21 protein-coding genes are annotated in these 21,937 nt (G+C 70.5%); 9 read left to right on the top strand and 12 right to left on the bottom strand.

Annotated elements, in window-relative coordinates; translation table 11 throughout:
* The first annotated feature begins 29 nt into the window (after positions 1 to 29).
* A complete protein-coding gene (locus tag IE206_RS22800; RefSeq protein WP_189964881.1) occupies positions 30 to 755 on the top strand; it encodes a 3'-5' exonuclease in 726 nt (241 codons plus the stop codon).
* Positions 756 to 765: 10 nt separating this feature from the next.
* Here IE206_RS22800 and IE206_RS22795 read toward each other — a convergent pair whose 3' ends face one another.
* Positions 766 to 1,677: a phosphotransferase enzyme family protein gene (locus IE206_RS22795; protein ID WP_189964879.1), complete on the bottom strand. Its 912-nt coding sequence runs from the start codon at positions 1,675 to 1,677 to the stop codon at positions 766 to 768.
* A gap of 144 nt (positions 1,678 to 1,821) precedes the next feature.
* Between IE206_RS22795 and IE206_RS22790 the strand changes: the two genes are divergently transcribed.
* From IE206_RS22790 to IE206_RS22770, 5 genes are all read left to right on the top strand, one after another.
* Positions 1,822 to 2,739 carry a carbohydrate ABC transporter permease gene (locus IE206_RS22790; protein WP_226600016.1) on the top strand — a complete coding sequence of 306 codons (918 nt, stop codon included), beginning with the start codon at positions 1,822 to 1,824 and terminating at the stop codon, positions 2,737 to 2,739.
* Positions 2,736 to 3,575 carry a carbohydrate ABC transporter permease gene (locus IE206_RS22785; RefSeq protein ID WP_189964875.1) on the top strand — a complete coding sequence of 280 codons (840 nt, stop codon included), beginning with the start codon at positions 2,736 to 2,738 and terminating at the stop codon, positions 3,573 to 3,575. Before IE206_RS22790 ends, IE206_RS22785 begins: the two co-directional genes overlap by 4 nt.
* Positions 3,576 to 3,613: 38 nt before the next feature.
* Positions 3,614 to 4,885, top strand: coding sequence for an ABC transporter substrate-binding protein (locus IE206_RS22780; RefSeq protein WP_189964964.1), 1,272 nt, complete (start codon positions 3,614 to 3,616; stop codon positions 4,883 to 4,885).
* Between the two features lie 527 nt (positions 4,886 to 5,412).
* Complete coding sequence (locus tag IE206_RS22775) at positions 5,413 to 6,621, top strand: S8 family peptidase (RefSeq protein WP_189964873.1); 1,209 nt, start codon at positions 5,413 to 5,415, stop codon at positions 6,619 to 6,621.
* Positions 6,622 to 6,717: 96 nt separating this feature from the next.
* Positions 6,718 to 7,278: a DUF1697 domain-containing protein gene (locus IE206_RS22770; RefSeq protein WP_189964871.1), complete on the top strand. Its 561-nt coding sequence runs from the start codon at positions 6,718 to 6,720 to the stop codon at positions 7,276 to 7,278.
* Between the two features lie 96 nt (positions 7,279 to 7,374).
* Here the strand turns inward: IE206_RS22770 and IE206_RS22765 are convergent, their stop codons facing one another.
* Positions 7,375 to 8,226 (bottom strand): aldo/keto reductase, encoded by an 852-nt coding sequence (locus IE206_RS22765; RefSeq protein WP_189964869.1) that lies wholly within the window; start codon positions 8,224 to 8,226, stop codon positions 7,375 to 7,377.
* Between the two features lie 158 nt (positions 8,227 to 8,384).
* Here IE206_RS22765 and IE206_RS22760 point away from each other — a divergent pair, with 158 nt between their 5' ends.
* The 3 genes from IE206_RS22760 (at position 8,385) to IE206_RS22750 (ending at position 12,472) form a co-directional block, all read left to right on the top strand.
* Positions 8,385 to 9,017 (top strand): mycothiol-dependent nitroreductase Rv2466c family protein, encoded by a 633-nt coding sequence (locus tag IE206_RS22760; protein WP_189964867.1) that lies wholly within the window; start codon positions 8,385 to 8,387, stop codon positions 9,015 to 9,017.
* A gap of 67 nt (positions 9,018 to 9,084) precedes the next feature.
* On the top strand, positions 9,085 to 9,663 hold the full coding sequence (locus IE206_RS22755; RefSeq protein WP_189964865.1) for a TIGR03086 family metal-binding protein: 579 nt from the start codon (positions 9,085 to 9,087) through the stop codon (positions 9,661 to 9,663).
* A gap of 154 nt (positions 9,664 to 9,817) precedes the next feature.
* Positions 9,818 to 12,472, top strand: a complete 2,655-nt coding sequence (locus IE206_RS22750; protein WP_189964863.1) for a fibronectin type III domain-containing protein — start codon at positions 9,818 to 9,820, stop codon at positions 12,470 to 12,472.
* Between the two features lie 99 nt (positions 12,473 to 12,571).
* On the opposite strand, the gene IE206_RS22745 is transcribed toward IE206_RS22750, so the two are convergent.
* The 10 genes from IE206_RS22745 to IE206_RS22700 all read right to left on the bottom strand — a co-directional run bounded on the left by IE206_RS22745 (position 12,572) and on the right by IE206_RS22700 (position 21,841).
* The gene (locus tag IE206_RS22745; protein ID WP_189964861.1) at positions 12,572 to 13,312 is read right to left on the bottom strand and encodes a sirohydrochlorin chelatase; all 741 of its coding nucleotides are present in this window, start codon (positions 13,310 to 13,312) and stop codon (positions 12,572 to 12,574) included.
* Between the two features lie 7 nt (positions 13,313 to 13,319).
* Positions 13,320 to 14,210: an ABC transporter permease gene (locus IE206_RS22740; RefSeq protein WP_189964859.1), complete on the bottom strand. Its 891-nt coding sequence runs from the start codon at positions 14,208 to 14,210 to the stop codon at positions 13,320 to 13,322.
* Entirely contained in the window at positions 14,197 to 14,991 is a 795-nt protein-coding gene (locus IE206_RS22735; protein ID WP_053726031.1) for an ABC transporter ATP-binding protein, read from the bottom strand. Before IE206_RS22735 ends, IE206_RS22740 begins: the two co-directional genes overlap by 14 nt.
* Before the next feature lie 45 nt (positions 14,992 to 15,036).
* On the bottom strand, positions 15,037 to 16,146 hold the full coding sequence (locus IE206_RS22730) for an aliphatic sulfonate ABC transporter substrate-binding protein (RefSeq protein ID WP_189964857.1): 1,110 nt from the start codon (positions 16,144 to 16,146) through the stop codon (positions 15,037 to 15,039).
* A 251-nt stretch (positions 16,147 to 16,397) separates the two neighbouring features.
* Entirely contained in the window at positions 16,398 to 17,747 is a 1,350-nt protein-coding gene (locus IE206_RS22725; protein WP_189964855.1) for a sulfate adenylyltransferase subunit 1, read from the bottom strand.
* Positions 17,748 to 18,683 carry a sulfate adenylyltransferase subunit CysD gene (cysD, locus tag IE206_RS22720; RefSeq protein WP_189964853.1) on the bottom strand — a complete coding sequence of 312 codons (936 nt, stop codon included), beginning with the start codon at positions 18,681 to 18,683 and terminating at the stop codon, positions 17,748 to 17,750.
* Positions 18,680 to 19,225, bottom strand: coding sequence for an adenylyl-sulfate kinase (cysC, locus tag IE206_RS22715; protein WP_189964851.1), 546 nt, complete (start codon positions 19,223 to 19,225; stop codon positions 18,680 to 18,682). Before cysC ends, cysD begins: the two co-directional genes overlap by 4 nt.
* A gap of 32 nt (positions 19,226 to 19,257) precedes the next feature.
* Positions 19,258 to 19,971, bottom strand: a complete 714-nt coding sequence (locus IE206_RS22710; protein WP_189964850.1) for a phosphoadenylyl-sulfate reductase — start codon at positions 19,969 to 19,971, stop codon at positions 19,258 to 19,260.
* Positions 19,968 to 20,147, bottom strand: coding sequence for a hypothetical protein (locus IE206_RS22705; RefSeq protein ID WP_189964848.1), 180 nt, complete (start codon positions 20,145 to 20,147; stop codon positions 19,968 to 19,970). Before IE206_RS22705 ends, IE206_RS22710 begins: the two co-directional genes overlap by 4 nt.
* A complete protein-coding gene (locus IE206_RS22700) occupies positions 20,144 to 21,841 on the bottom strand; it encodes a nitrite/sulfite reductase (protein ID WP_189964846.1) in 1,698 nt (565 codons plus the stop codon). The genes IE206_RS22705 and IE206_RS22700 overlap by 4 nt, the downstream gene beginning before the upstream one ends.
* Positions 21,842 to 21,937: the final 96 nt, after the last annotated feature.

The following is a 21,937-nucleotide window of genomic DNA, read 5'->3' as shown; positions in this document are numbered from 1 at the left end:
GGGGGAAAGCACCACGAAGGAGGGGCAGCATGAGCTGGCACCTGGAGCCGCTGGTCGGCTTCGACCTGGAGACGACCGGCACCGAGCCGCGCGAGGCGCGCATCGTGACGGCCGCGATCGTCGAACTGCGGGGCGCCGACGTGGTGGGGCAGCGGAGCTGGCTGGCGGATCCGGGGATACGGATCCCGGCCCAGGCGTCCGCGGTCCACGGGATCAGCAGCGAGCGGGCCGCGGCCGAGGGCCGGCCCGCCGCCGAGGTGGCCGACGAGATCGCCGGGACGCTGGCTGGCCACTGGCGCCGGGGCGTGCCCGTGATCGCCTACAACGCGGCCTTCGATCTGACGCTGCTGGCCGCCGAGTTGCGGCGCCACCAACTGCCCTCGCTCAGCGACAGGCTGGACGGCGCCGCCATAGGGCCCGTCGTCGATCCGTATACGATCGACCGCTCCGTGGATCGCTACCGCAAGGGCAAGCGCACCCTCGAAGCGGTGTGTGCCGAGTACGGAGTGGTCCTGGAGTCGGCGCACGACGCGGGGGCGGACGCGCTGGCCGCGGCCCGGGTGGCCGTGGCGATAGCCGAGCGCCACCCGCAGGTGGCGCGGCTCGAACCGGCGGAACTGCATGACCGCCAGATCCGCTGGTACGCGGAGTGGGCGGCCGACTTCCAGCAGTTCCTGCGCAAGAAGGGTACGACGGACGCGGTCATCGACGGCACCTGGCCGCTGCGCGAGCCGGCCGCCCCCGCCCGGGGCTGAGACCGGGCGGTCAGAACGGGTACCAGCGCACCTCGGGGTCGTCGTCGCGCAGCGAGGCGACACGGCGGCGGAACTCGTCGAGGGCTTTCGGGTTGGTCGGTGCGTGCTGGGCGACCCAGGCGCAGCTGGCCGTCTCGCGGGCACCGCGCAGGACCGCGCAGCCCTCCCATGCGCGGACGTCCCAGCCATAGGCGGTGACGAACGCGTCGTACTGCTCGGCGGGCAGTCCGTACCGGTCGCGGGACAGGGCCATGACGACGAGGTCGTGCTCACGGAAGTCGGCGGAGAACGTCTCCAGGTCGACCAGGACCGGCCCTTCGGGGCCGACGTGGACATTGCGGGGGAGGGCGTCGCCATGGATGGGACCGAGCGGCAGATGCGGGGTGAGCGCCGCGGCGGCTTCCGCGAAGCCGTCCCGGCGGGCCCGCAGATATGCGGCGTCGGACGGGTCGATCGCGTCACCGGCCAGCTGTAGCCAGCGCTCGACGCCGCCGAGGAGTTCGCGGCGGGGCAGCGGGAAGGCGGGCACCGGCAGGGCGTGGACGCGGCGCAGGAGTTCGGCCAGATCGGCCGGCCCCGCGGGGCGTTCGGCGGCCGGCAGCCGGTGCCACACCGTGACCGGGTGGCCCCCGACGAGCCTCGGCTTCGGTTCGGCGGCCCGCACCGCGGGCACCCCGGCCTCGGCGAGCCAGGTCGCGACGGCCACTTCGCGCTCGGCCCGCTCGAACAGCTCGGGGTGGTGCGTGGCATCGCGGCCGACCTTGACGACCAGGCCGTCCGACAGCGCGTGTGCGGTGCCGGGCAGGGCGAAGACCGCGTTCTCGCCGAGGGCGAGCAGCTCGGCGTCGGCGACCCCGGCAAGTCCGCCGGGGTCGCTCAGTGCCGCCGCGGCAAGGAGTTCGCGTGCCCGTGCCTCGTCCATGATCGTCTCCCGGTGCTCGTTCCGTAACCGGCCAAGTCTCGCATTCACGCAGGTCGTCTTGACGAGCGGACGGACCGTCAGCACGATGACGGGGGCTGTTCGGCACTACTGGGCAAAGGGGTCGAAACAGTGACATCTGCGACCGTGAACGCACGGTCGGCCACCCGAAAGCCGACGAACAGACACAAGGGTGGTGAGGGGGGCGGGGCCTGGTTCCTCGTACTCCCGGCACTCATCCCCGTTCTGGTGCTCAGTGTGGGCCCGCTGCTCTACGGCATCGCGCTGGCCTTCACCGACTCCCAGTCGGGCCGCACCGCCCCCACCCAGTGGGTCGGCCTGCTCAACTTCCGGGACCTGGCGCACGACGGCCTGTTCTGGGAGTCGTTCCGGATCGGGCTGCTGTGGGCGGCCGGCGTCACCGTGCCCCAGTTCCTGCTCGCCCTCGGGCTCGCGCTGCTCCTCAACCAGAAGCTCCAGCTGCGCTGGCTGGCCCGGGCGCTCGCGATCATCCCGTGGGCCATGCCCGAAGTCGTGGTCGGCATCATGTGGCGCCTCGTCTACCAGCCCGACGCGGGCGTCCTCAACGAAACCGTCCGCGACCTGGGCCTGGGCGACGGCCGGGACTGGCTGACCGGCCTCGCCACCGCCCTGCCCGCCGTGATCGTCGTCGGCATCTGGGCCGGCATGCCGCAGACGACGGTCGCCCTCCTCGCCGGGCTGCAGAACACCCCGCAGGAGCTCCACGAGGCCGCCGCCATCGACGGTGCCGGCGCCTGGCGCCGCTTCATCACCGTCACCTGGCCCGCCCTGAAACCGGTGGCTCTTGCCATCACGGCGCTCAATTTCATCTGGAACTTCAATGCGTTCGCCCTGGTCTATGTGCTGACCAACGGCGGGCCGGGCGGGCGCACCCGGCTCCCGATGCTCTTCGCGTACGAAGAGGCCTTCCGCTACGGGCAGTTCGGGTACGCGGCGGCCATGGGCTGCGTCATGGTCTCCGTGATCGCCGTCTGCCTCGCCTTCTTCCTGGTGGGCCGGCTCAGGGGCGGGGGCGACAAGTGAGGGCACACGCAGAGAAGTTGGGGCGCGCCGGACAGTACCTCGCGCTGCTCGCCTATCTCGTCTTCCTGGCCTTCCCGTTCCTCTGGCTGATCTCGACCGCCTTCAAACCGCCGCGCGAACTGGGCTCGCTCCACCCCACCTGGATCCCCCGGCACCCCACGCTCGCCAACTTCCGCCAGGCCTTCGACGAACAGCCCCTGCTCCACGCCGGGCTGAACAGCCTGATCGCGGCCCTCTCCGCCGCCCTCATCGCGGTGGTGATCGCGACACCGATGGCGTACGTGATGGCCCGCAACCGGGGCCGGCTCGCGGCCGCGGCCACGGGCTGGGTCGTGATCAGCCAGGCGTTCCCGTTCGTCCTGCTGATCATTCCGCTCTTTCTGGTCCTCAAGAACCTGCACGCGATCAACTCGGTGGGCGGACTGGTCATGGTGTACGTGGTCTGGTCGCTGCCGTTCGCGCTGTGGATGCTGAACGGCTACGTACGCGCCGTGCCACCCGAGCTGGAGGAGGCGGCGGCCGTCGACGGCGCGGGGCGGCTGCGGACCCTCGTCTCGGTCACCGCGCCCCTGCTCGCCCCCGGAATCGTGGCCACCGCGCTCTTCGCCTTCATCACGGCGTGGAACGAATTCTTCTTCGCGCTCGTTCTGCTGAAGACCCCCGAGAAACAGACTCTGCCCGTCGTCCTCACCTATTTCCTCGGCGCGGAGGGAGTTGCCGACCTCGGCCCGCTCGCGGCGGCCGCCTTCCTCGCCACCCTGCCCTCCCTGGTCATCTTCGCGATCATTCAGAAGCGGATCACCGGCGGCATGCTGACCGGGGCGGTGAAAAACTGATGCGGGCTCGTGAACAGGCCGGACCGGTACGGCTGTTGATGCTGGCTGCCGTGCTGGCGCTCCTCGTGCCGCTGCTCGCCGGGTGCTCGGACGGCGGATCCGGAGGCGGGGGAGTCATCAGGATCCGCTTCCAGTCCCTGGCCTGGCAGAAGGAGTCGGTCGACGCGACGAAGGCTCTGGTCAAGGAGTGGAACGCGACGCACCCCGGCATCCAGGTCCAGTACGTACAGGGCAGTTGGGACACCGTCCACGATCAGCTCCTCACCGCCTTCGAGGGTGGCGAGGCGCCCGATGTCATCCACGACGCCTCCGACGATCTGGCCGACTTCGCGTACGGCGGCTACCTCGCGGACCTGGGCGGTCTGCTCCCGCAGCGGCTCAAGAGTGACATCCCGGCCCAGAGCTGGGAGACGGCCACCTTCGACAAGGGGGTGTACGGAGTGCCGTTCCTCCAGGAGCCGAGGGTCCTCATCGCCAACACGAAGATCCTCAAGTCCTCGGGGGTCCGGATCCCCACGCCGGAACAGCCCTGGAGCTGGGCCGAGTTCGGCCAGGTCGCGAAGAAGCTGAGCGGCAACGGAAAGTACGGCGTGGCCTGGCCGCTCAAGGAGCCCGTCTCGGTCACCCTCAACCTGAGTCTGTCCGCAGGGGGCCGGCTTTTCGTGCGAGGCGCCGACGGCAAGGCGAGGGTGGAGTTCACGGCGGGCGACGCCGTCGTCCCCGACACCATCCACGACCAGGTCAACACCGGCAAGAGCGCGGCGCGCACCACCCTCGGCATGGGCGGCTCGGACACCCTGCCCGGCTTCTTCGGCGGCAAGTACGCGATGGTGCCGCTCGGGTTCGCCTACCGCCAGCAGATCGTGCAGCAGGCGCCGCCCGGCTTCGAGTGGACGGTCCTTCCGGCCCCGGCGGGCAGAGCGGGTCTGGACCAGGGCGTCAGCCCGCAGACCCTGTCGGTGGCCCAGGACAGCCCGCACAAGAAGGAGGCCGCCCAGTTCGTCGACTTCCTGCTGGGCCCGCCGCACATGGTGCGCCTCGCCAAGGGCGACTGGATGCTGCCGACCGGAATCGAGGCGCTCAAGGACCCGGCCCTGCACACCGCCCAGGACGGCTGGGCGACCGGCGCGGCCCTCGCCCCGTATCTGCGCCCGGCCCCCGCGCAGTCCGTGCGCGGCTACCCGGAATGGAAGGACAAGGTGGCCACGCCGGCCCTGCAGGAGTACTACAGCGGGGCGATCGGCGCGGCCGAGCTGAAGAAACGGCTGGTCCAGGACGGGAATCGGGTCCTGGCGCGCTATCAGCGGTGAGCTCCGAAAGGGAGCCCTCAAAGGGGAGTGCCGCGAGGTGCCCCGGCCCGTCCCCCGAACGGGCCGGGGCGGTCTCGGCCGAGGGCAGTGCGACGGCCTCGTCGTGCGTGAGGCCGGGCAGCCGCCCGGGCAGTGGCCGACGGCCCGGCGCCGTCCAGCCACCCTTCGATGTTAGGGGTGCGATCCCGGCCGTCTCGTCGTGCTCCCAGGTGAGCCCGTCCGGCCCGGTCTCATCCCTGCGGTGTGGAGGCATCACCGACCAGGCGTACCGAAGCCCCTTACACGTAAAGGGAGTTGGGACCGGCGAAACGTCGGCAGGTTCACACAGAGTGTCCATCTCCCCTTCACAAAGCCCGAGTTGCCCGCTCCTGGCCGGTTTCTGATTACGAAACCTTGTTGGCTAAGTCACAGCTGGATGAAGTCCTTGATCTGCGCGTGTCAATCGGCAAGGGTTTCGAATCAGCCCCGGAAAGTTTCCGTCCGGTAGGCAAACCCCCCACAAATAGTGACGAGGAGACCCCCTCTTCATGGCAACTCACAAGCGAGCGAGCAAGAAGATCAAGCTCACCGCAGTCATAACCGCCGTCGTGGCGGCGGCCGGAGTGACCGCACTGAACTCTCCGTTCGCCGGAGCCGCCCCCGCCGAAGGCACGGTCTACGGACTCAATGCCAAGGACGCGGTCGACGGCAGCTACATCGTCCTGCTCGACAAGTCGGCCACGGCCGAATCCAAGCGCAAGCTCGCCGAGGAGTACGGCGGCAGCCTCCAGCGCGACTACTCCTCCGCCGTCAACGGCTTCTCCGCCAGCGGGCTTTCGGAGACCGAGGCCAAGCGGCTCGCCGCCGACCCGTCCGTCGGCAAGGTCGTACAGAACAAGAAGTTCCACATCAACGCGGAGCAGGCGAGCCCACCGTCCTGGGGTCTTGACCGGATCGACCAGGCCGACACCAAGGGCGACGGCAAGTACACCTACCCGGACAGCGCAGGCGACGGCGTCACCGCCTATGTGATCGACACCGGAGTCCGCATCTCCCACAAGGACTTCGGCGGGCGGGCCTCGTACGGCTTCAACGCGGTCGACAACAACGACAAGGCCGACGACGGCAACGGCCACGGCACGCACGTGGCGGGCACCATCGCGGGCGCCGAGCACGGCGTGGCCAAGAAGGCGAAGATCGTCGCCGTACGCGTCCTCGACAACCAGGGCTCCGGCAGCACCGAGCAGGTCGTCGCCGGCATCGACTGGGTCACCAAGAACCACAAGGGCCCCTCGGTCGCCAACATGAGCCTCGGCGGCACCGCCGACCCGGCGCTCGACGCGGCCGTCCAGAAGTCGATCGCCTCCGGTGTCACCTTCGGCATCGCGGCCGGCAACGAGTCCACCGACGCGGGCAACAGCTCGCCGGCCCACGTGAAGGAGGCCATCACGGTCGCCTCCTCCACCAAGGACGACAAGCAGTCCGACTTCTCCAACTTCGGCTCGGTCGTCGACCTCTACGCTCCCGGCTCGGACATCACCTCCGACTGGAACACCAGCGACACGGCCACCAACACCATCTCCGGTACGTCCATGGCGACCCCGCACGTCGTCGGCGCCGCGGCCGTCTACCTGGCCGGCCACAAGGACGCGACCCCGGCCCAGGTCTCCGACGCCCTCACCAAGGGCGCCACGGCCGACAAGATCTCCAACGCGAGCCCCGGCACCCCGAACAAGCTGCTGAAGATCGTCGAGTAGACACCCTTCGCCAGCACCGAACGGCGGCCCCCGTGCCCGTCCCCCACGGGGCGCGGGGGCCGCTTCGGGGAACGTCCCGCCGCCTAGGGTGACCCCATGACGACGACGTACGCCGCTCTGCTGCGCGGCATCAATGTGGGCGGGGCCAAAAAAGTTCCCATGGCCGACCTCCGGAAGATCCTCGGTGAGCTCGGCCACGGCGATGTGAAGACGTACCTCAACAGTGGAAACGCCGTCTTCAGCAGCACCGCCCACGACCAGGACGCGCTCGCCGCCGACCTGGAGGCCGCCATCGAGGAGCACTTCGGCTTCCGTGTCGCCTGCATGGTGCGCAGCGGCTCCTATCTGCGGTCCGTCCTCGAAGCCTGCCCCTTCCCGGCCGACGAGCTGGAGGGAAAGCAGCTGCACGCCACCTTCTTCGCGGGCCCGCCCGTCACCGCCGACCGCTTCGCCTCCATCGACCAGGCTTCCTTCCTGCCCGAGGAGTTCCGGCTCGGCGACCAGGTGCTCTATCTGTACGCGCCCGAGGGCCTGGGCAAGTCGCAGCTCGGCGCCGCCCTGTCCCGGCCCGGCCTGCTCAAGGGCGTCGACGCGACCTCCCGCAACTGGAACACCGTCAAGGCGCTGGTGCGGATGACCGAGGCGGCCGGTGCCTGAGGTGGAACGATCGCCCGCAGAGACGGCCCTTGAGGAGGAGCCGCGGATGTTGGACCAGGCGACCACGCTCGCGGCGTCACCTCCGCCGGGGCCGTCTCAGGACGCCTGGAGCGCGTTCAGGGTGCACAACTCGTCCTCGGACAGGCCGACTTGGGAGGCCTCCAGGTTCTCGTCCAGATGCGACAGCGAGCCGGTACCCGGCGTCGGGCACAGGACGGGCGAGCGGTGCAGCAGCCAGGCCAGGGCGACCTGGCCCCTGGTGGCGCCGTGCTGCCGGGCGATCTCGTCGAGGTCGGCCGCGGCCCGGCCGGTCAGGGCGCCGTTGGCCAGCGGGAACCAGGGCAGAAACGCCAGGCCGTGGGCCTCGCACAGGCCGAGTACCGCCTCCGACTCCCGGTCCAGCAGGTTGAAGCGGTTCTGCACCGAGGCGACGTCGGTCAACCGGAGTGCCGCCTCCACCTGCTCGGCCGAGACGCTGTCCAGACCGATGTGGCGGATCTTGCCAGCCCGCCTCAACTCGTCGAGCGCGCCCAGCTGTTCGGCCATGGGCACCTCGGGGTCGAGCCGGTGCAGCTGGTACAGGTCGATGGTCTCCGTGCGCAGGCGGCGCAGGCTCGCCTCGCACATCGCCCGCAGCTGCTCGGGCCGCCCCGCGATGTGCCAGGCGCTGTCACTGGTCCGTACGACACCGCCCTTCGTCGCGATCACCACATCGGCCGGGTAGGGGTGGAGGGCCTCCGCGACGAGTTCCTCGGCGAGGTCCGGGCCGTAGTTGTCGGCGGTGTCGATCAGCGTGACACCCCGCTCGACCGCGCGGCGCAGCACGGCGAGCGCGTCCGCCCGTTCACCGCGCGGGCCCCAGTACCCGGACCCGGTGAGCTGCGCGGTACCGAAGCCGAGCCGCCGCAGGGGCCGGTCGCCGCCGAGCGTGAAGGTCTCAGAGATCATGCAAGCGACCGTATCCGACCACGCTCCACGCTTCGGCAGACGGGCCGAGGGGCGCAACCACGAAGGAACGGGCCGAGCCGCACGACGCCGAAATGGCCCAGTGATCGCAGGTGGCATTGGACCAGGGGCGGGGGCCACTGCGGCGTTACGCTCGACCCATGACGGACACCACGACAGACCTCGCGCAGCGCACCACCGTCGACTTCTACTTCGACCCCGCCTGCCCCTTCGCCTGGATCACCTCCCGCTGGATGCTGGAGGTGGAACGGCACCGTGACATCGAGCTGAGATTCCGGCCGATGAGCCTCTACCTCCACAACATCGGCAATGAACTGCCCGACTGGTACCGGGACTTGGTCGACCGGTCGATCGGCCCCGTCCGGGTCGCGGTCGCGGCGGCCCAGGCGCACGGCGACGGCGTGCTGCGCGATCTGTACACCGCGTTCGGCACCCGCATCCACCAGGACAAGAACCAGGACTTCGACGAGGTGATCGCCCAGTCTCTCGCGGAGCTCGGGCTGCCCGCGGCCCTCGCCGAAGCGGCCCACGACCCGGCCTACGACGAGGCCGTGCGCCGATGCCACGACGCGGGCAAGGACCCGGCCGAGGACGGCTACGTCGGCACCCCGACCATGCACGTCGACGGCAAGGTCTACTTCGGCCCGGTGCTCAGCTCGATTCCGCGCGAGGAGGAGGCGGCCCGGCTCTTCGACAGCGTGCGCACGATCGCCGCGTACCCCGACTTCTTCGAGCTCAAGCGGACCCGGACGGGATCCCTCCGCTTCGACTGAGACCACCTCACGAGCGCTGTCGCGTTTTTTCAATACCGGGGGAGGGGTGCGAGGGCAGGCTGGGTGCATGAAGAACGAACACCGTGCCATGACCGAATGCGCGGCTGAGGCCGCCCGCATCGCCCGCGGCGTCATCCCGGGGCAGCTCGCCGGGCCCACTCCCTGCGGGGAGTGGGACGTGCGGGCGCTGGTCAACCACTGGGTCCTGTACACCTCGTACGGCCTGGAGCACCGGGCCCTGCGCAAGCCGCTCCCGGACGAGCTCGCCGCGCGCGACTTCACCGCCGACGCCGGCTGGGCCGAGCAGTACGCCGCCCAGCTCGACCGGGCCGTGGCCGCGTGGGCCGACCCGGCCGTGTGGGAGGGCGAGTTCGATCTGGGCGGAACCGCGTTGGGTGCCGCGCACATCGCTTCGATGGTCGTCAAGGAGATGGTGGTGCACGGCTGGGACGTCGCGCGCGCCACCGGGCAGGAGGTGCGGATCTCGGAGGAGTCCGCCGCGTTCGTCCTGAAGGTCGTCGAGGACAACGCCGAGCTCTACCGCCAGTACCAGGGCTTCGCGAACCCGGTCGGCGTGCCGCCCACGGCCACCATCTTCGAGCGCGCCCTGGCCGCTTCCGGCCGCGACCCGCACTGGACGGCCTGACTCCCGAGACCGTGCTCAAGTGGTCCGATGACTAAGGGGAGTTGAGGCAAATCCTGGAAGGATCAGGGCCGATGTGTTGACCGTGGTGCGTCAATGCTCCTACCTTTCCAGTGGCTCAGGGGGCCGGTCCCATGAGCTCCCCCTGGGAGGGAACATGCCCGCATCCCGGAGCGCGCCGCGGACGGCGCCCCGAAGAGCCGCCCAGATCCTCGCACTCGCCGCCGCCCTGGCCCTGGGGGTCTTGGGCCTCGTGCCGTCGGCCACGGCGCGCTCGCCGCACGCGTCCTTTGCCGATGTGTACGTGTCCCCGACCGGGAGCGATCTTGCCGACGGCACCGCCCGGTACCCCGTGCGCAGCCTGTCGCGCGCCCGCGATCTGGCGCGTGGCGGGGCGGCGCACCAGAGGGCCGACCTCACGGTCCACCTCGCGGCCGGTACGTACCGCACGGACAAGCCCCTCGAACTCGACGCCCGCGACTCCGGCCGGAACGGTCACCGCATCATCTGGCAGGGCGCGGGCGCCGGGGCCACCGTCATCAGCGGCGGCCGCAAGGTCGAGGGCTGGCAGCCGGTCTCCGGACGCCCCGGGCTCTGGTCGGCGCCGGCGCCCCAAGGCCTCACCGACACACGGCAGTTGTACGTGGACGGGGTGCGCGGTCAGCGCGCGAGGGGCGAGGTGCCGGTCGCACTCACGGTCACGCCCACCGGGTACACCGCGACCTCCGACGCCATCGCGCGCTGGCGCCATCCCTCCGACGCCGAGTTCGTGTACACCAGCGGCGAGGCCCTCTGGAACGTCGAGCGCAACGGGCTCGGCCAGTGGACCGAACCCCGCTGCAGGATCGCATCCGCCGAGGGCACTGCGATCACCATGACCCAGCCGTGCTGGGACAACTCCAACAAGCGCGTCGAGTTCCCCGACCGGCCCGGGCGCACGGTGAGCATGGTCGGCCCCGGCAAGCTCACCAACAACGGCAGGGCGTCCTACGTCGAGAACGCCTACGAACTCCTCGACCAGCCCGGCGAGTGGTACCTCGACCGCTCCGCGCACACCGTGTACTACCTGCCCCGCCAGGGCGAGGACCCGAGGAGCGCCGACATCGAGGCGGCCTCCGCCGAGAAACTCCTCGACGGCCACGGCACCGCGAAGGACCCGCTGCACGATGTCGCGTTCCAGGGCCTCCAGTTCAGCTACGCGACCTGGCTGACGCCGTCCGGTCCCGAGGGCTTCTCCGAGATCCAGGCCGGCTACACCATCACCGGCGCCAAGGGCTGGGCGACCCAGGGCCTGTGCGGCTTCACCCCGGGCGGCACCTGCCCCTTCGCCTCGTGGACGAAGATGCCGGGCAACGTGTCCTTCTCGTACGCGAGCGGCATCGACATCAGCGACAGCACCTTCGCGCATCTCGGCGCGGCCGGTCTGGAACTCGGCGCGGGAACATCCGATTCGTCGGTGAAATCCAGCGTGTTCACCGATGTGTCCGGCAATGGGCTGGAGATCGGCGGGGTGGACGGGGAAGCGACCGTCTCCGGTGTCGAGGTGACGAACAATCACCTATACGCGCTGCCAAGGGAGTTCCACGGCGGGGTAGGCATTCTCAACGGCTACACCCAGCACGACACCATCGCGCACAACCAGCTCGACCACCTCGGCTACAGCGCGATCTCGATGGGCTGGGGCGGCTGGCCCGACAAGATCGGCTCGCCTGCGACCCCCAACCCGAGCCAGGACAACGCGGTGCGCGACAACCTGGTCTTCGACTACATGCAGCTCCTCGACGACGGCGGAGGCGTCTACACCCAGGGTCTGACCGGCACGTCCATGGCCGACGGCGAGAAGGTCACCGGCAACGTCATCCACGACCAGTGGGGCCTGGGCAAGAGCGTCTACACCGACAACGGCTGCACGTACGAGACCGTCCAGGGCAATGTCCTGTACGGCGCCGCGTACGCCAATGTCGCCAGCCGCCACACCGACTACCGCGACAAGCTCGGCAACAACGATCCGACGCTGATCGAGGGCAACTGGTGGGAGGAAGGCGCCGCCGACGGCAGCAGCAAGGGCCTGGTGACCACAGGCAACCACATCATGGCCGGCCTCGCCGACGTGCCGCCGGACGTTCTCGCCGACGCCGGGATCGAGCCCGCGTACCACTCCGTTCTCGACCGTACGACCCAGGCGGTGTCCGTGCCCGAGGCGCCCGCGCGCGTGGGCACGAGCACGGCGGGTGCGGACGCGTTGTACGTGACCTTCAACCCGGCCTACGTGGACGGCGGTTCGGCGGTGACCGGATACACGGTGCGGGCCCTGCGGCCGGACGGGAGTGAGGCGGCGAGAGTGGACACCGCGGCGGCCGAGTTCCAGCGGAAGGCGTATGTGCGGGTCGGTCAACTGGAGGCGCCCGAAGGGCCGTTCAGGGTGACCGTCACCGCGCACAACGCGCGCGGTGAGAGCGCGGCCTCGCCGGCCTCGGCACCGCTCGGGCCGACCGGGGCCGTGGTGGTGCCGGGGGCGCCGACGGGGGTGAAGGTGCGGGCCGCCGAACGGGCGGTCACCCTCGCGTGGACGCCGCCTGCGGCGACGGGCGACGCCAAGGTCATCGGCTATCGGGTCACCGTGTCGGACGGGCGGGTCGTTGACGTCGCCGGGCGGGACGCGCTGGTCACGCAGGCGTCGGGGAAGGGGATGTTCCGGGTGGTGGGCGGGCTTGCCCCGGGGGCGGCGTATGCGTTCACGGTGGCTGCGGTGACGGGGGCGGGGGTGGGGCCTGCGGTCACGGTCCGGGCGACGACTTCGGCCGACGGGTAGGGGGCATCCCCGGGGTCTGGGGCCGAGCCGCACGAGTCCAGCTCGGCCCACCCGCACCCCGGACGGTATCGGGGAGGGGCGGCCAGGACAATCCAGGGGTCAGGCCGTCAGGGCCGGGAGCCCGTCCCGGGTTCGGGACTCGTCGTAGCGGAGGAGGAGCAGGCGGGCCAACTCCGGTGCCGCGCCCAGGACCTCGGACAGCACGTCCGCCCCCGCCGCGCCCCGCACGATCCGGTCCGGCAGGAAGCCGGGGGCGATGACGTACGGGGCGACGGCCACCCGCCGTACGCCCAGGGCCCGCAGCTCCCGTACGGCGTCTTCCGTACGGGGCAGGGCCGCGGAGGCGAACGCAGGCCGCACGGCGCACCAACCGGTGTGCCGCAGCTCCCGCGCAATTTCAGCGATCACTGCGATCGCCTCCGGGTCGGTGGAGCCCGCCGAGGCCAGGACGAGCCCGGTCGAGCTTTTGTCGGCGGGGTCGAGGCCCGCTTCGTACAGCCGTCGCTCAAGGGTGGCGAGCAGCAGGGGGGAGGGGCCGAGGACGTCGGCGAGCCTGACGTTCAGGCGGGCCGGGGCCCGGTCGAGGACCGCCGGGATGTCCGCCTTGGCGTGGAAGGCGCGGGTCAGCAGGAGGGGGAGGGCCACCACGTCCCGTATGCCCTCCCGTGCGAGCCGGTCCAGGACCTGGGGGACCGACGGCGCGTTGAAGTCCAGGAAGCCCGTCTCCACGCGCACCCCCGGCCGCAGCAAGCGCACCCGCCTCACCAGGGCGTGCACCGTCGCGGCGTGCCGGGGATCGCGGCTGCCGTGGGCTATGACGAGGAGGACCGGGCGGTGCACGGGCGGCTCAGCCCTTCACGAGCAGACCGCGGCCGCGCAGCACCCTGCGCTCCAGCGGGCTGAAGATCAGCAGGTCGATGGCGATGCCGACGATCAGGATCAGGATGATCGCGAGGAAGATGCCGGGCATGTCCGAGTTGTTGCGGCCGTTCTCCAGCAACTGGCCGAGCCCGAGGCCGAGATCGGGCGACGAGGCGATGATCTCCGCGGCCATCAGCGAACGCCAGGAGAACGCCCAGCCCTGCTTCAGACCGGCGAGGTAGCCGGGCAGTGCGGCCGGCATCAGGATGTGCCAGGCCCCGCGCACCCCGGTCGCGCCAAGCGTGCGGCCCGCGCGCAGATACAGCGGCGGCACCTGGTCGACGCCCGAGACCAGGCCGTTGGCGATCGAGGGGACCGCACCGAGCAGGATCACGGCGTACATCATCGAGTCGTTCAGGCCGAGCCAGAGCACGGCCGGCGGGACCCAGGCCACCGACGGCAGCGACTGGAGGCCGGACAGGATCGGGCCGATCGCCGCCCGCACGAACTTGACCCGGGCCACGATCAGACCGAGCGGCGTGCCGATGGCGAGCGCGAGCAGGAAGCCGAGCAGGCCGCGCGACACGCTGGTCCACACGATGTCGAGCAGGGTGCCCTGGAGCCACATGTCCTTCAGGCTCGAAAGCACCGCGGACGGCGCGGGCAGCTTGTACTCGTCGGTGACCTTCGCCGAGACCAGGACCTGCCACACCACCAGGACGAGGGCGACCGCGGTCAGTGGGGGCAGCACCTTCTTGACCAGCACCTCGCGCACGGGGGTGCGGTGGGTCTGGACGGTTTCGAGCGCGTCGAGCCCCGCTTCGAGGCTGCCCAGGCCGGGGGAGTCCTTGACGTCAGTGGTCTCAGTGCTGGCCATGGCGGCGGATCTCCCCACGCAGTTGTTCAGTGATCTCGACGGAGAGCTCCGCCACTTCGGCGTCCTCGATGCGGCGCGGCTGGTCGATGTCCACCGTCCACTCGTGGGCCACCCGGCCGGGCCGCGAGGAGAGCAGCACCACGCGCTGCGCGAGCCGGACCGCCTCGCGCACGTTGTGCGTCACGAACAGAACGGACAGGTTCGTCTCGCGCCAGATGCGGGTCAGCTCGTCGTGCAGGACGTCGCGGGTGATCGCGTCGAGCGCCGCGAACGGCTCGTCCATCAGGAGGAGCTGGGAGTCCTGGGCGATCGCGCGGGCCATCGCGACGCGCTGGCGCATGCCGCCGGACAGTTCGTGCACGCGCTTGCCGTACGCGCCCTGGAGGCGGACCAGGGCGAGGAGCTCCTCGGCCCGCTCGCGCCGGTCGTTCTTGGGCACCCCGCGCAGCCTGAGGGCGAGCTCGATGTTCTTGCCCGCGGTCAGCCACGGGAACAGGGCGTGCTCCTGGAACATCAGGGCGGGCCGCCCGCCGGGCGTCTCGATGGTGCCCGCGGTCGGCGCGTCCAGGCCCGCCACCAGGTTGAGGAGCGTCGACTTTCCGCAGCCGGAGGCGCCCAGGAGGGTGACGAACTCGCCCGGCGCGACATCGAGAGAGATGTCGTCGAGGACGAGCTGCGGTCCCGCGGGACCGTTGAAGGACTTCGAGACATGCCCGATCCGGGCGGCGTACTCGTGCGCTGCCGCCGTGCGGTCCGTGGCCTTGGCGAGTGCGGTGGCCATGGTCGTCACCTCCTGGGAAACCTGTGAACCGGCCTGATACGGGGACTAGTTGACGCCGAGACCGGCGTCGCCGACCTCGGGCCTGCCCAGGGACTTGAGGACCTTGTTGAGCGGATCCAGGTCGTAGATGCCCTTGAGGTCGGGCTTCTTGAGGAGGCCGGCCTTCACCGCGTGGTCGGCCTGCGCCTGGAGGCTGGCCGCCAGCGGGTCGTCCAGGGTCTGGATGGACTTCCACGCCGGGTCGATGACGTCCGTCGGCAGCTCCTTGCCGGAGAGCTTCTTGAGCGCGGCGTTCGCGGAGGCCTTCGCCTGGTCGGGGTGGGTGGCGATCCACTCGTTGGTCTTCACCGAGCCGCGCAGGACCGCCTCGACGACGTCGGGGTGCTCCTTGAGGAACTTCTGCGACACGATGATGTTGGTGATCACGAACTGGTGGTCCGGCCACAGGTCGGACTCGTCCACGAGGACCTTGCCGCCCTCCTGGACCAGCTTGGACGCGGTCGGCTCGGGCACCCAGGCGCCGTCGATCGAGCCGGACTTGTAGGCGTCCGGGGTGATCTTGTTGTCGGTGCGGACCACGTTGACGTCGCCCTTGCCGCTCTGCGCGTCGACCTTCCAGCCCTTGTCGGCCAGCCAGTTCAGGAACGCCACGTCCTGGGTGTTGCCGAGCTGCGGGGTCGCGATGTTCTTGCCCTTGAGCTCGTCCACCGACTTGATCCTGCTGGGGTTGACGACCAGCTTCACACCGCCGGAGGCCGAGCCGCCGATGATGCGCAGGCTCTGCCCCTTCGACTTGGTGAAGCCGTTGATGGCAGGCGAGGGACCGATCCAGCCGATGTCGATCGAGCCCGCGTTGAGGGCCTCGATCTCGGAGGGTCCCGCGTTGAAGGTGGACGTCTTGACCGCGGTGCCGCCCAGCTCCTTCTGGAACAGCCCCTCCTGCACGCCGACCAGCGCCGTGGCGTGGGTCAGGTTAGGGAAGTAGCCGATCTTCACGGAGTCGGCGGAGAGCTTCTTGCCGTCCGCGGCGGGCGCGGCTTTCCCGGCGTCCTTGTCGGCGGCGGAGCCGTAGCCGCAGGCGGCGAGCGCCCCGAACAGCAGGGGCAGGGTGGCGGCGGCTATCAGGCTGCGCCTCAAAGCGGGGCTGGCAGGCACGGGAGGGTGTCCTCTCGGAGGCCCGGTGCTTACGTCCGGCGGAGTCTCAACTCCGGGACGCGGCCGGGAAGTCGGCAGGTCTTCGGTGCAGGGGTGGATGGTGCATCCGGGCGCGCGAGCGGTGCGCGTACGTCATCGCGCACATCGGGCAACCCCGCCCTGACCGCTGCCGAGGGCGCCGCTGCCCACGCGGCCGCCCTCCTTCGCGAAGGTCGAGTAGACGTCGTGACTGTGCAGGAGAGGTCGCAGCATCAGAAGTCCCAGCCCGCTTCGTCCTCGACGGTGTGGAGAACCTTGTGGGTGGCGAACGACTCGCCCGCCATGCCGGCCGAGAGCGTGGTGCCGTCGGCCGGGTCGATCAGCAGGAACGAGCCGGTGCGCCGCGAGTCGGCGTACGAGTCGAGCGCGAGCGGCTCGGCGGTGCGCACCTTGACCCGGCCGATGTCGTTGGCGACGAGCTGGCCGGGGTCGGGGTGCTGGGAGAGGTCGTCCAGGGTGAGCCGGGACGGGATCTCCTTGACGATCGCCTTGACCGTGCGGGTGGTGTGCTTGAGCAGCACCCGCTGACCCACCGTCAGGGGCTGGTCGGCCACGTGGCAGACGGTCGCCTCGACGTCCTGGGTGGTGGCGGGCGCGTCCCCGCTCGGCACGATCAGGTCGCCGCGCGAGATGTCGATGTCGTCCTCCAGGAGGAGGGTGACGGACTGCGGCGTCCACGCGATGTCGACGGACTCGCCGAGCAGGTCGATGCCCGCGATCCTGCTGGTGCGCCCCGAGGGGAGCACGGTCACCGGCTCGCCGACCCGGAACGTACCGGCGGCGATCTGGCCCGCGTAACCCCGGTAGTCCGGGAGCTCGGCGGTCTGCGGCCGGATCACGTACTGCACGGGGAGCCGCGCGTGGCAGGAGGTCAGGTCGTGGCTGACCGGCACCGTCTCCAGGTGCTCCAGAACGGTGGGGCCGCCGTACCAGTCCATGTTGGCGCTGGGCTCCACCACGTTGTCCCCGGCGAGGGCCGAGATCGGAATCGCCGTGATCTCGGGGACGCCCAACTCGCTCGCGTACGCGGTGAATTCCTCCGCGATCTTCGCGAAGACCTTCTCCTCGTACGCCACCAGGTCCATCTTGTTGACGGCGAGGACCACGTGCGGGACGCGGAGCAGGGCGGCGACCGCAGCGTGCCGGCGGGTCTGCTCGATGACGCCGTTGCGGGCGTCGACCAGGACCACGGCGAGGTCGGCGGTGGAGGCGCCGGTCACCATGTTGCGGGTGTACTGCACGTGCCCCGGGGTGTCGGCCAGGATGAACCTGCGCCGCGGGGTCGCGAAGTAGCGGTAGGCCACGTCGATGGTGATGCCCTGCTCGCGCTCGGCCCGCAGGCCGTCGGTGAGCAGCGCAAGGTCCGGCGCCTCCTGGCCGCGCTTGAGCGAGGCCGCCTCGACGGCTTCGAGCTGGTCGGTCAGGACCGACTTGGAGTCGTGCAGGAGCCGGCCCACCAGGGTGGACTTGCCGTCGTCGACGGACCCGGCGGTCGCGAAGCGCAGCAGGGTGGTGGCCGACAGATCGGCCAACTGCACCGCAGTGTCAACGGAGTTGGACATTTAGAAGTACCCCTCGCGCTTGCGGTCTTCCATCGCGGCCTCGGACATCTTGTCGTCGGCGCGGGTGGCGCCCCGCTCGGTGAGCCTCGATGCGGCGATCTCGGTGATGACGGCGTCCAGCGTCGTGGCGTCGGAGTCGACGGCGCCGGTGCAGGACATGTCGCCGACGGTGCGGTAGCGCACCAGGCGGGTCTCGACCGTCTCGTCGGCCTTGGGGCCGCCCCACTCGCCGGCGGTCAGCCACATCCCGGACCGCTGGAACACCTCGCGCTCGTGGGCGAAGTAGATCTCCGGCAGGTCGATGTCCTCGCGGGCGATGTACTGCCACACGTCCAGCTCGGTCCAGTTGGACAGCGGGAACACGCGGACGTGCTCGCCGGGGGCGTGCCGGCCGTTGTAGAGCTGCCACAGCTCGGGGCGCTGGCGCCGCGGGTCCCACTGCGAGAACTCGTCGCGCAGCGAGAACACCCGCTCCTTGGCGCGGGCCTTCTCCTCGTCCCGGCGGCCGCCGCCGAACACCGCGTCGAAGCGGTGCTGCTGGATGGCCTCCGTCAGCGGCACCGTCTGCAGCGGGTTGCGCGTGCCGTCGGGCCGCTCACGCAGCTTGCCGGCGTCGATGTACTCCTGCACCGAGGCGACGTGCAGGCGAAGACCGTGCTCGGCCACCACCCGGTCGCGGTAGGCGAGGACCTCGGGGAAGTTGTGCCCGGTGTCCACGTGCAGCAGGGTGAAGGGCACGGCCGCCGGAGTGAACGCCTTCAGCGCCAGGTGCAGCATGACGATCGAGTCCTTGCCACCGGAGAAAAGGATCACCGGCCGCTCGAACTCACCCGCCACCTCACGGAAGATGTGCACCGCTTCGGACTCCAGCGCGTCCAGGTGGCTGAGCGCGTACGGGCTGTCGACGCCCTCGCCCACGGTGACTGCCGACGTCATGCCAGGCCCCTCTCGGTGAGCAGCGCGAGAAGCGATGCCGCGGACTCCTGCACGGTCTGGGTGTGCGACTCGATCCGCAGATCCGGCGCATCGGGCGCCTCGTACGGGTCGTCGACGCCGGTCAGACCGCTGATCTCGCCCGCAGCCTGCTTGGCGTACAGGCCCTTCACATCGCGTACGGAGCAGACCTCCACCGGCGTCGCGACGTGCACCTCCAGATAGGCGGTGCCCTCGCTCTGGTGGCGCTTGCGGACGGCCGCGCGGCTGTCGGCGTAAGGGGCGATCACCGGGACGAGCGCCTTCACGCCGTTGGCGGCGAGCAGTTCGGCGACGAAGCCGATCCGCTGCACATTGGTGTGCCGGTCCTCGCGGCTGAAGCCGAGGCCCGCCGAGAGGAACTCGCGGATCTCGTCGCCGTCGAGCACCTCCACCCGGTGGCCGCCCTCGCGCAGCCTGCCCGCGAGCTCGTACGCGATGGTGGTCTTGCCGGCGCTCGGCAGACCGGTCAGCCAGATGGTGGCTCCCGCCTCCGTCACGCTCATCGAAGTCTCCTGATCACTCTTTTGACGGTCCGTCATCCGTGCAGCCCGCACTCGGTCTTGTTGCGTCCGGCCCAGCGCCCCGCGCGGGCGTCCTCGCCCTCGGCGACCCGGCGGGTGCAGGGCGCGCAGCCGATCGACGGGTAGCCGTCCATGAGGAGGAGGTTGGTGATCACACCGTGCTCCGCGATGTAGGCGTCCACGTCGTCCTGCGTCCAGCGGGCGATCGGCGACACCTTGACCTTCTGCCGCTTCTCGTCCCAGCCGACGACCGGGGTGTTCGCCCGGGTCGGGGACTCGTCGCGGCGCAGCCCGGTGGCCCAGGCGGCGTACGCGCCGAGGCCCTCCTCCAGGGGCTTGATCTTGCGCAGGGCGCAGCACAGGTCGGGGTCGCGGTCGTGCAGCCCAGGGCCGTACTCGGCGTCCTGCTCGGCGACGCTCTGGCGCGGGGTCAGCGTGATGACGTTGACGTCCATCACCTCGGCGACCGCGTCCCGGGTGCCGATGGTCTCGGGGAAGTGGTAGCCGGTGTCGAGGAACACCACGTCCACGCCGGGCATCGCGCGCGAGGCGAGGTGGGCCACGACCGCGTCCTCCATCGAGGACGTGACGCAGAACCGCTTGCCGAAGGTGTCGGCCGCCCACCGCAGGATCTCCAGGGGCGAGGCCTCTTCGAGGTCCCGGCCCGCCTGCTCGGCGAGCGCCTTGAGCTCTCCGGCGGTGCGCTCATCGGTCCGAGTGGCCGTCATATCGCTTCCCCTCCACGCTCGTTGCGCTGAACTCCACGGGCGAGCAGCCCGAGGAACTTCAGCTGGAAGGCCCGGTTGCACGCCGCGCATTCCCACGCGCCGTGTCCGGTCTCGTTGGGACGCAGGTCCTCGTCACCGCAGTACGGGCAGTGGAAGGGGGCCGCACGCTCGCTCATGACAGGGCCTCCTCGCTCGCGCGGGCGGTCCAGGCGGCGAACCGCTCGCCCTCGGTGCGCTCCGCCTGGAAGCGCGTGAGGACCCGCTCGACGTAGTCGGGCAGCTCGGCCGAAGTGACCTTGAGGCCGCGGACCTTGCGGCCGAAGCCGGCCTCCAGTCCGAGCGCGCCGCCCAGGTGCACCTGGAAGCCCTCGACCTGGTTGCCCTCGCTGTCCAGGACCAGCTGGCCCTTGAGACCGATGTCGGCGACCTGGATGCGGGCGCAGGAGTTGGGGCAGCCGTTGATGTTGATGGTGATGGGCTCGTCGAACTCCGGGATGCGGCGCTCCAGTTCGTCGATGAGCGAGGCGCCGCGCGCCTTCGTCTCGACGATGGCCAGCTTGCAGAACTCGATGCCGGTGCAGGCCATGGTGCCGCGCCGGAACGGCGAGGCGTTGACCTTGAGGCCGAGCGCCTCCAGACCGGCCACGAGCGAGTCGACGCGGTCCTCCGCGACGTCGAGCACGATCAGCTTCTGCTCGGCGGTGGTACGCAGGCGGCCCGAGCCGTGCGTCTCGGCGAGCTCGGCGATCTTGCTCAGGGTGGCGCCGTCGACGCGTCCGACGCGGGGCGCGAAGCCGACGTAGAAGCGGCCGTCGTTCTGGCGGTGCACTCCGAGGTGGTCGCGCCAGACCTCCCCCGGCTGCTCGGGCGCGGGCCCGTCGAGCAGCTCGCGCTTGAGGTACTCGTCCTGGAGGACCTGGCGGAACTTCTCCGGGCCCCAGTCGGCGACCAGGAACTTCAGACGGGCGCGGGTGCGCAGGCGGCGGTAGCCGTAGTCGCGGAAGATCGAGATGACGCCCTCGAAGACGTCCGGCACCTCGTCCAGGGGCACCCAGGCGCCGAGCCGCACGCCGAGCTTGGGGTTGGTGGACAGGCCGCCGCCGACCCACAGGTCGAAGCCGGGCCCGTGCTCGGGGTGTTCGACGCCGACGAACGCGATGTCGTTGATCTCGTGCGCGACGTCCAGCTGCGGGGAGCCCGAGACGGCCGACTTGAACTTGCGGGGCAGGTTGGAGAAGGCCGGGTTGCCGATGAAGCGGCGCTGGATCTCGTCGATGGCCGGGGTGCCGTCGATGATCTCGTCCGCGGCGATCCCGGCGACGGGCGAGCCGAGGATGACACGCGGGGTGTCGCCGCAGGCCTCGGTGGTGGACAGGCCGACCGCTTCGAGGCGGTTCCAGATCTCCGGGACGTCCTCGATGCGGATCCAGTGGTACTGGATGTTCTGCCGGTCGGTGAGGTCGGCGGTGCCGCGCGCGAACTCCTGCGAGATCTCGCCGATCACCCGCAGCTGCTCGGTGGTCAGCCGGCCGCCGTCGACGCGGACGCGGAGCATGAAGTACTCGTCGTCCAGCTCCTCCGGCTCCAGGATCGCGGTCTTGCCGCCGTCGATGCCCTGCCGGCGCTGGGTGTAGAGCCCCCACCAGCGCATCCGGCCGCGCAGGTCGTTGGGGTCGATCGAGTCGAAGCCGCGCTTGGAGTAGATCGTCTCAATGCGTGTCCGCACATTGAGACCGTCGTCGTCCTTCTTGAACTGCTCGTTCCCGTTGAGGGGCGTGAAATGGCCGGCGGCCCACTGGCCTTCACCACGGTGGCGGCCCGGCTTGCGGCGGGGCGTCGTGGGGGCAGGGTTTTCTGGGGTGGCGGCCATGGCATATGTCCTTCGGGACTGCAGGTGGGCGGCTCTGACCTGCACACTCGCGCTTCGGCGCGGCGGTGCGCAGTCAGGTACTGAGGGAAAGAGATC

The organism is Streptomyces violascens (assembly GCF_014649955.1).
In the GTDB taxonomy this organism is placed as follows: Bacteria; Actinomycetota; Actinomycetes; order Streptomycetales; family Streptomycetaceae; genus Streptomyces; species Streptomyces violascens.
Note: the sequence above shows the minus strand (reverse complement) of the source record. Positions and strands in the feature narration are given on the sequence as shown.

Bases quoted from the DNA above. Each gene is read 5' to 3' on its own strand.
- IE206_RS22800 (WP_189964881.1), top strand. From the start codon at position 30: ATGAGCTGGCACCTGGAGCCGCTGGTCGGCTTCGACCTGGAGACGACC.
- IE206_RS22795 (WP_189964879.1), bottom strand. From the start codon at position 1,677: ATGGACGAGGCACGGGCACGCGAACTCCTTGCCGCGGCGGCACTGAGC.
- IE206_RS22780 (WP_189964964.1), top strand. From the start codon at position 3,614: ATGCTGGCTGCCGTGCTGGCGCTCCTCGTGCCGCTGCTCGCCGGGTGC.
- IE206_RS22775 (WP_189964873.1), top strand. From the start codon at position 5,413: ATGGCAACTCACAAGCGAGCGAGCAAGAAGATCAAGCTCACCGCAGTC.
- IE206_RS22770 (WP_189964871.1), top strand. From the start codon at position 6,718: ATGACGACGACGTACGCCGCTCTGCTGCGCGGCATCAATGTGGGCGGG.
- IE206_RS22765 (WP_189964869.1), bottom strand. From the start codon at position 8,226: ATGATCTCTGAGACCTTCACGCTCGGCGGCGACCGGCCCCTGCGGCGG.
- IE206_RS22760 (WP_189964867.1), top strand. From the start codon at position 8,385: ATGACGGACACCACGACAGACCTCGCGCAGCGCACCACCGTCGACTTC.
- IE206_RS22755 (WP_189964865.1), top strand. From the start codon at position 9,085: ATGAAGAACGAACACCGTGCCATGACCGAATGCGCGGCTGAGGCCGCC.
- IE206_RS22750 (WP_189964863.1), top strand. From the start codon at position 9,818: ATGCCCGCATCCCGGAGCGCGCCGCGGACGGCGCCCCGAAGAGCCGCC.
- IE206_RS22740 (WP_189964859.1), bottom strand. From the start codon at position 14,210: ATGGCCAGCACTGAGACCACTGACGTCAAGGACTCCCCCGGCCTGGGC.
- IE206_RS22735 (WP_053726031.1), bottom strand. From the start codon at position 14,991: ATGGCCACCGCACTCGCCAAGGCCACGGACCGCACGGCGGCAGCGCAC.
- IE206_RS22725 (WP_189964855.1), bottom strand. From the start codon at position 17,747: ATGTCCAACTCCGTTGACACTGCGGTGCAGTTGGCCGATCTGTCGGCC.
- cysD (WP_189964853.1), bottom strand. From the start codon at position 18,683: ATGACGTCGGCAGTCACCGTGGGCGAGGGCGTCGACAGCCCGTACGCG.
- cysC (WP_189964851.1), bottom strand. From the start codon at position 19,225: ATGAGCGTGACGGAGGCGGGAGCCACCATCTGGCTGACCGGTCTGCCG.
- IE206_RS22710 (WP_189964850.1), bottom strand. From the start codon at position 19,971: ATGACGGCCACTCGGACCGATGAGCGCACCGCCGGAGAGCTCAAGGCG.
- IE206_RS22705 (WP_189964848.1), bottom strand. From the start codon at position 20,147: ATGAGCGAGCGTGCGGCCCCCTTCCACTGCCCGTACTGCGGTGACGAG.
- IE206_RS22700 (WP_189964846.1), bottom strand. From the start codon at position 21,841: ATGGCCGCCACCCCAGAAAACCCTGCCCCCACGACGCCCCGCCGCAAG.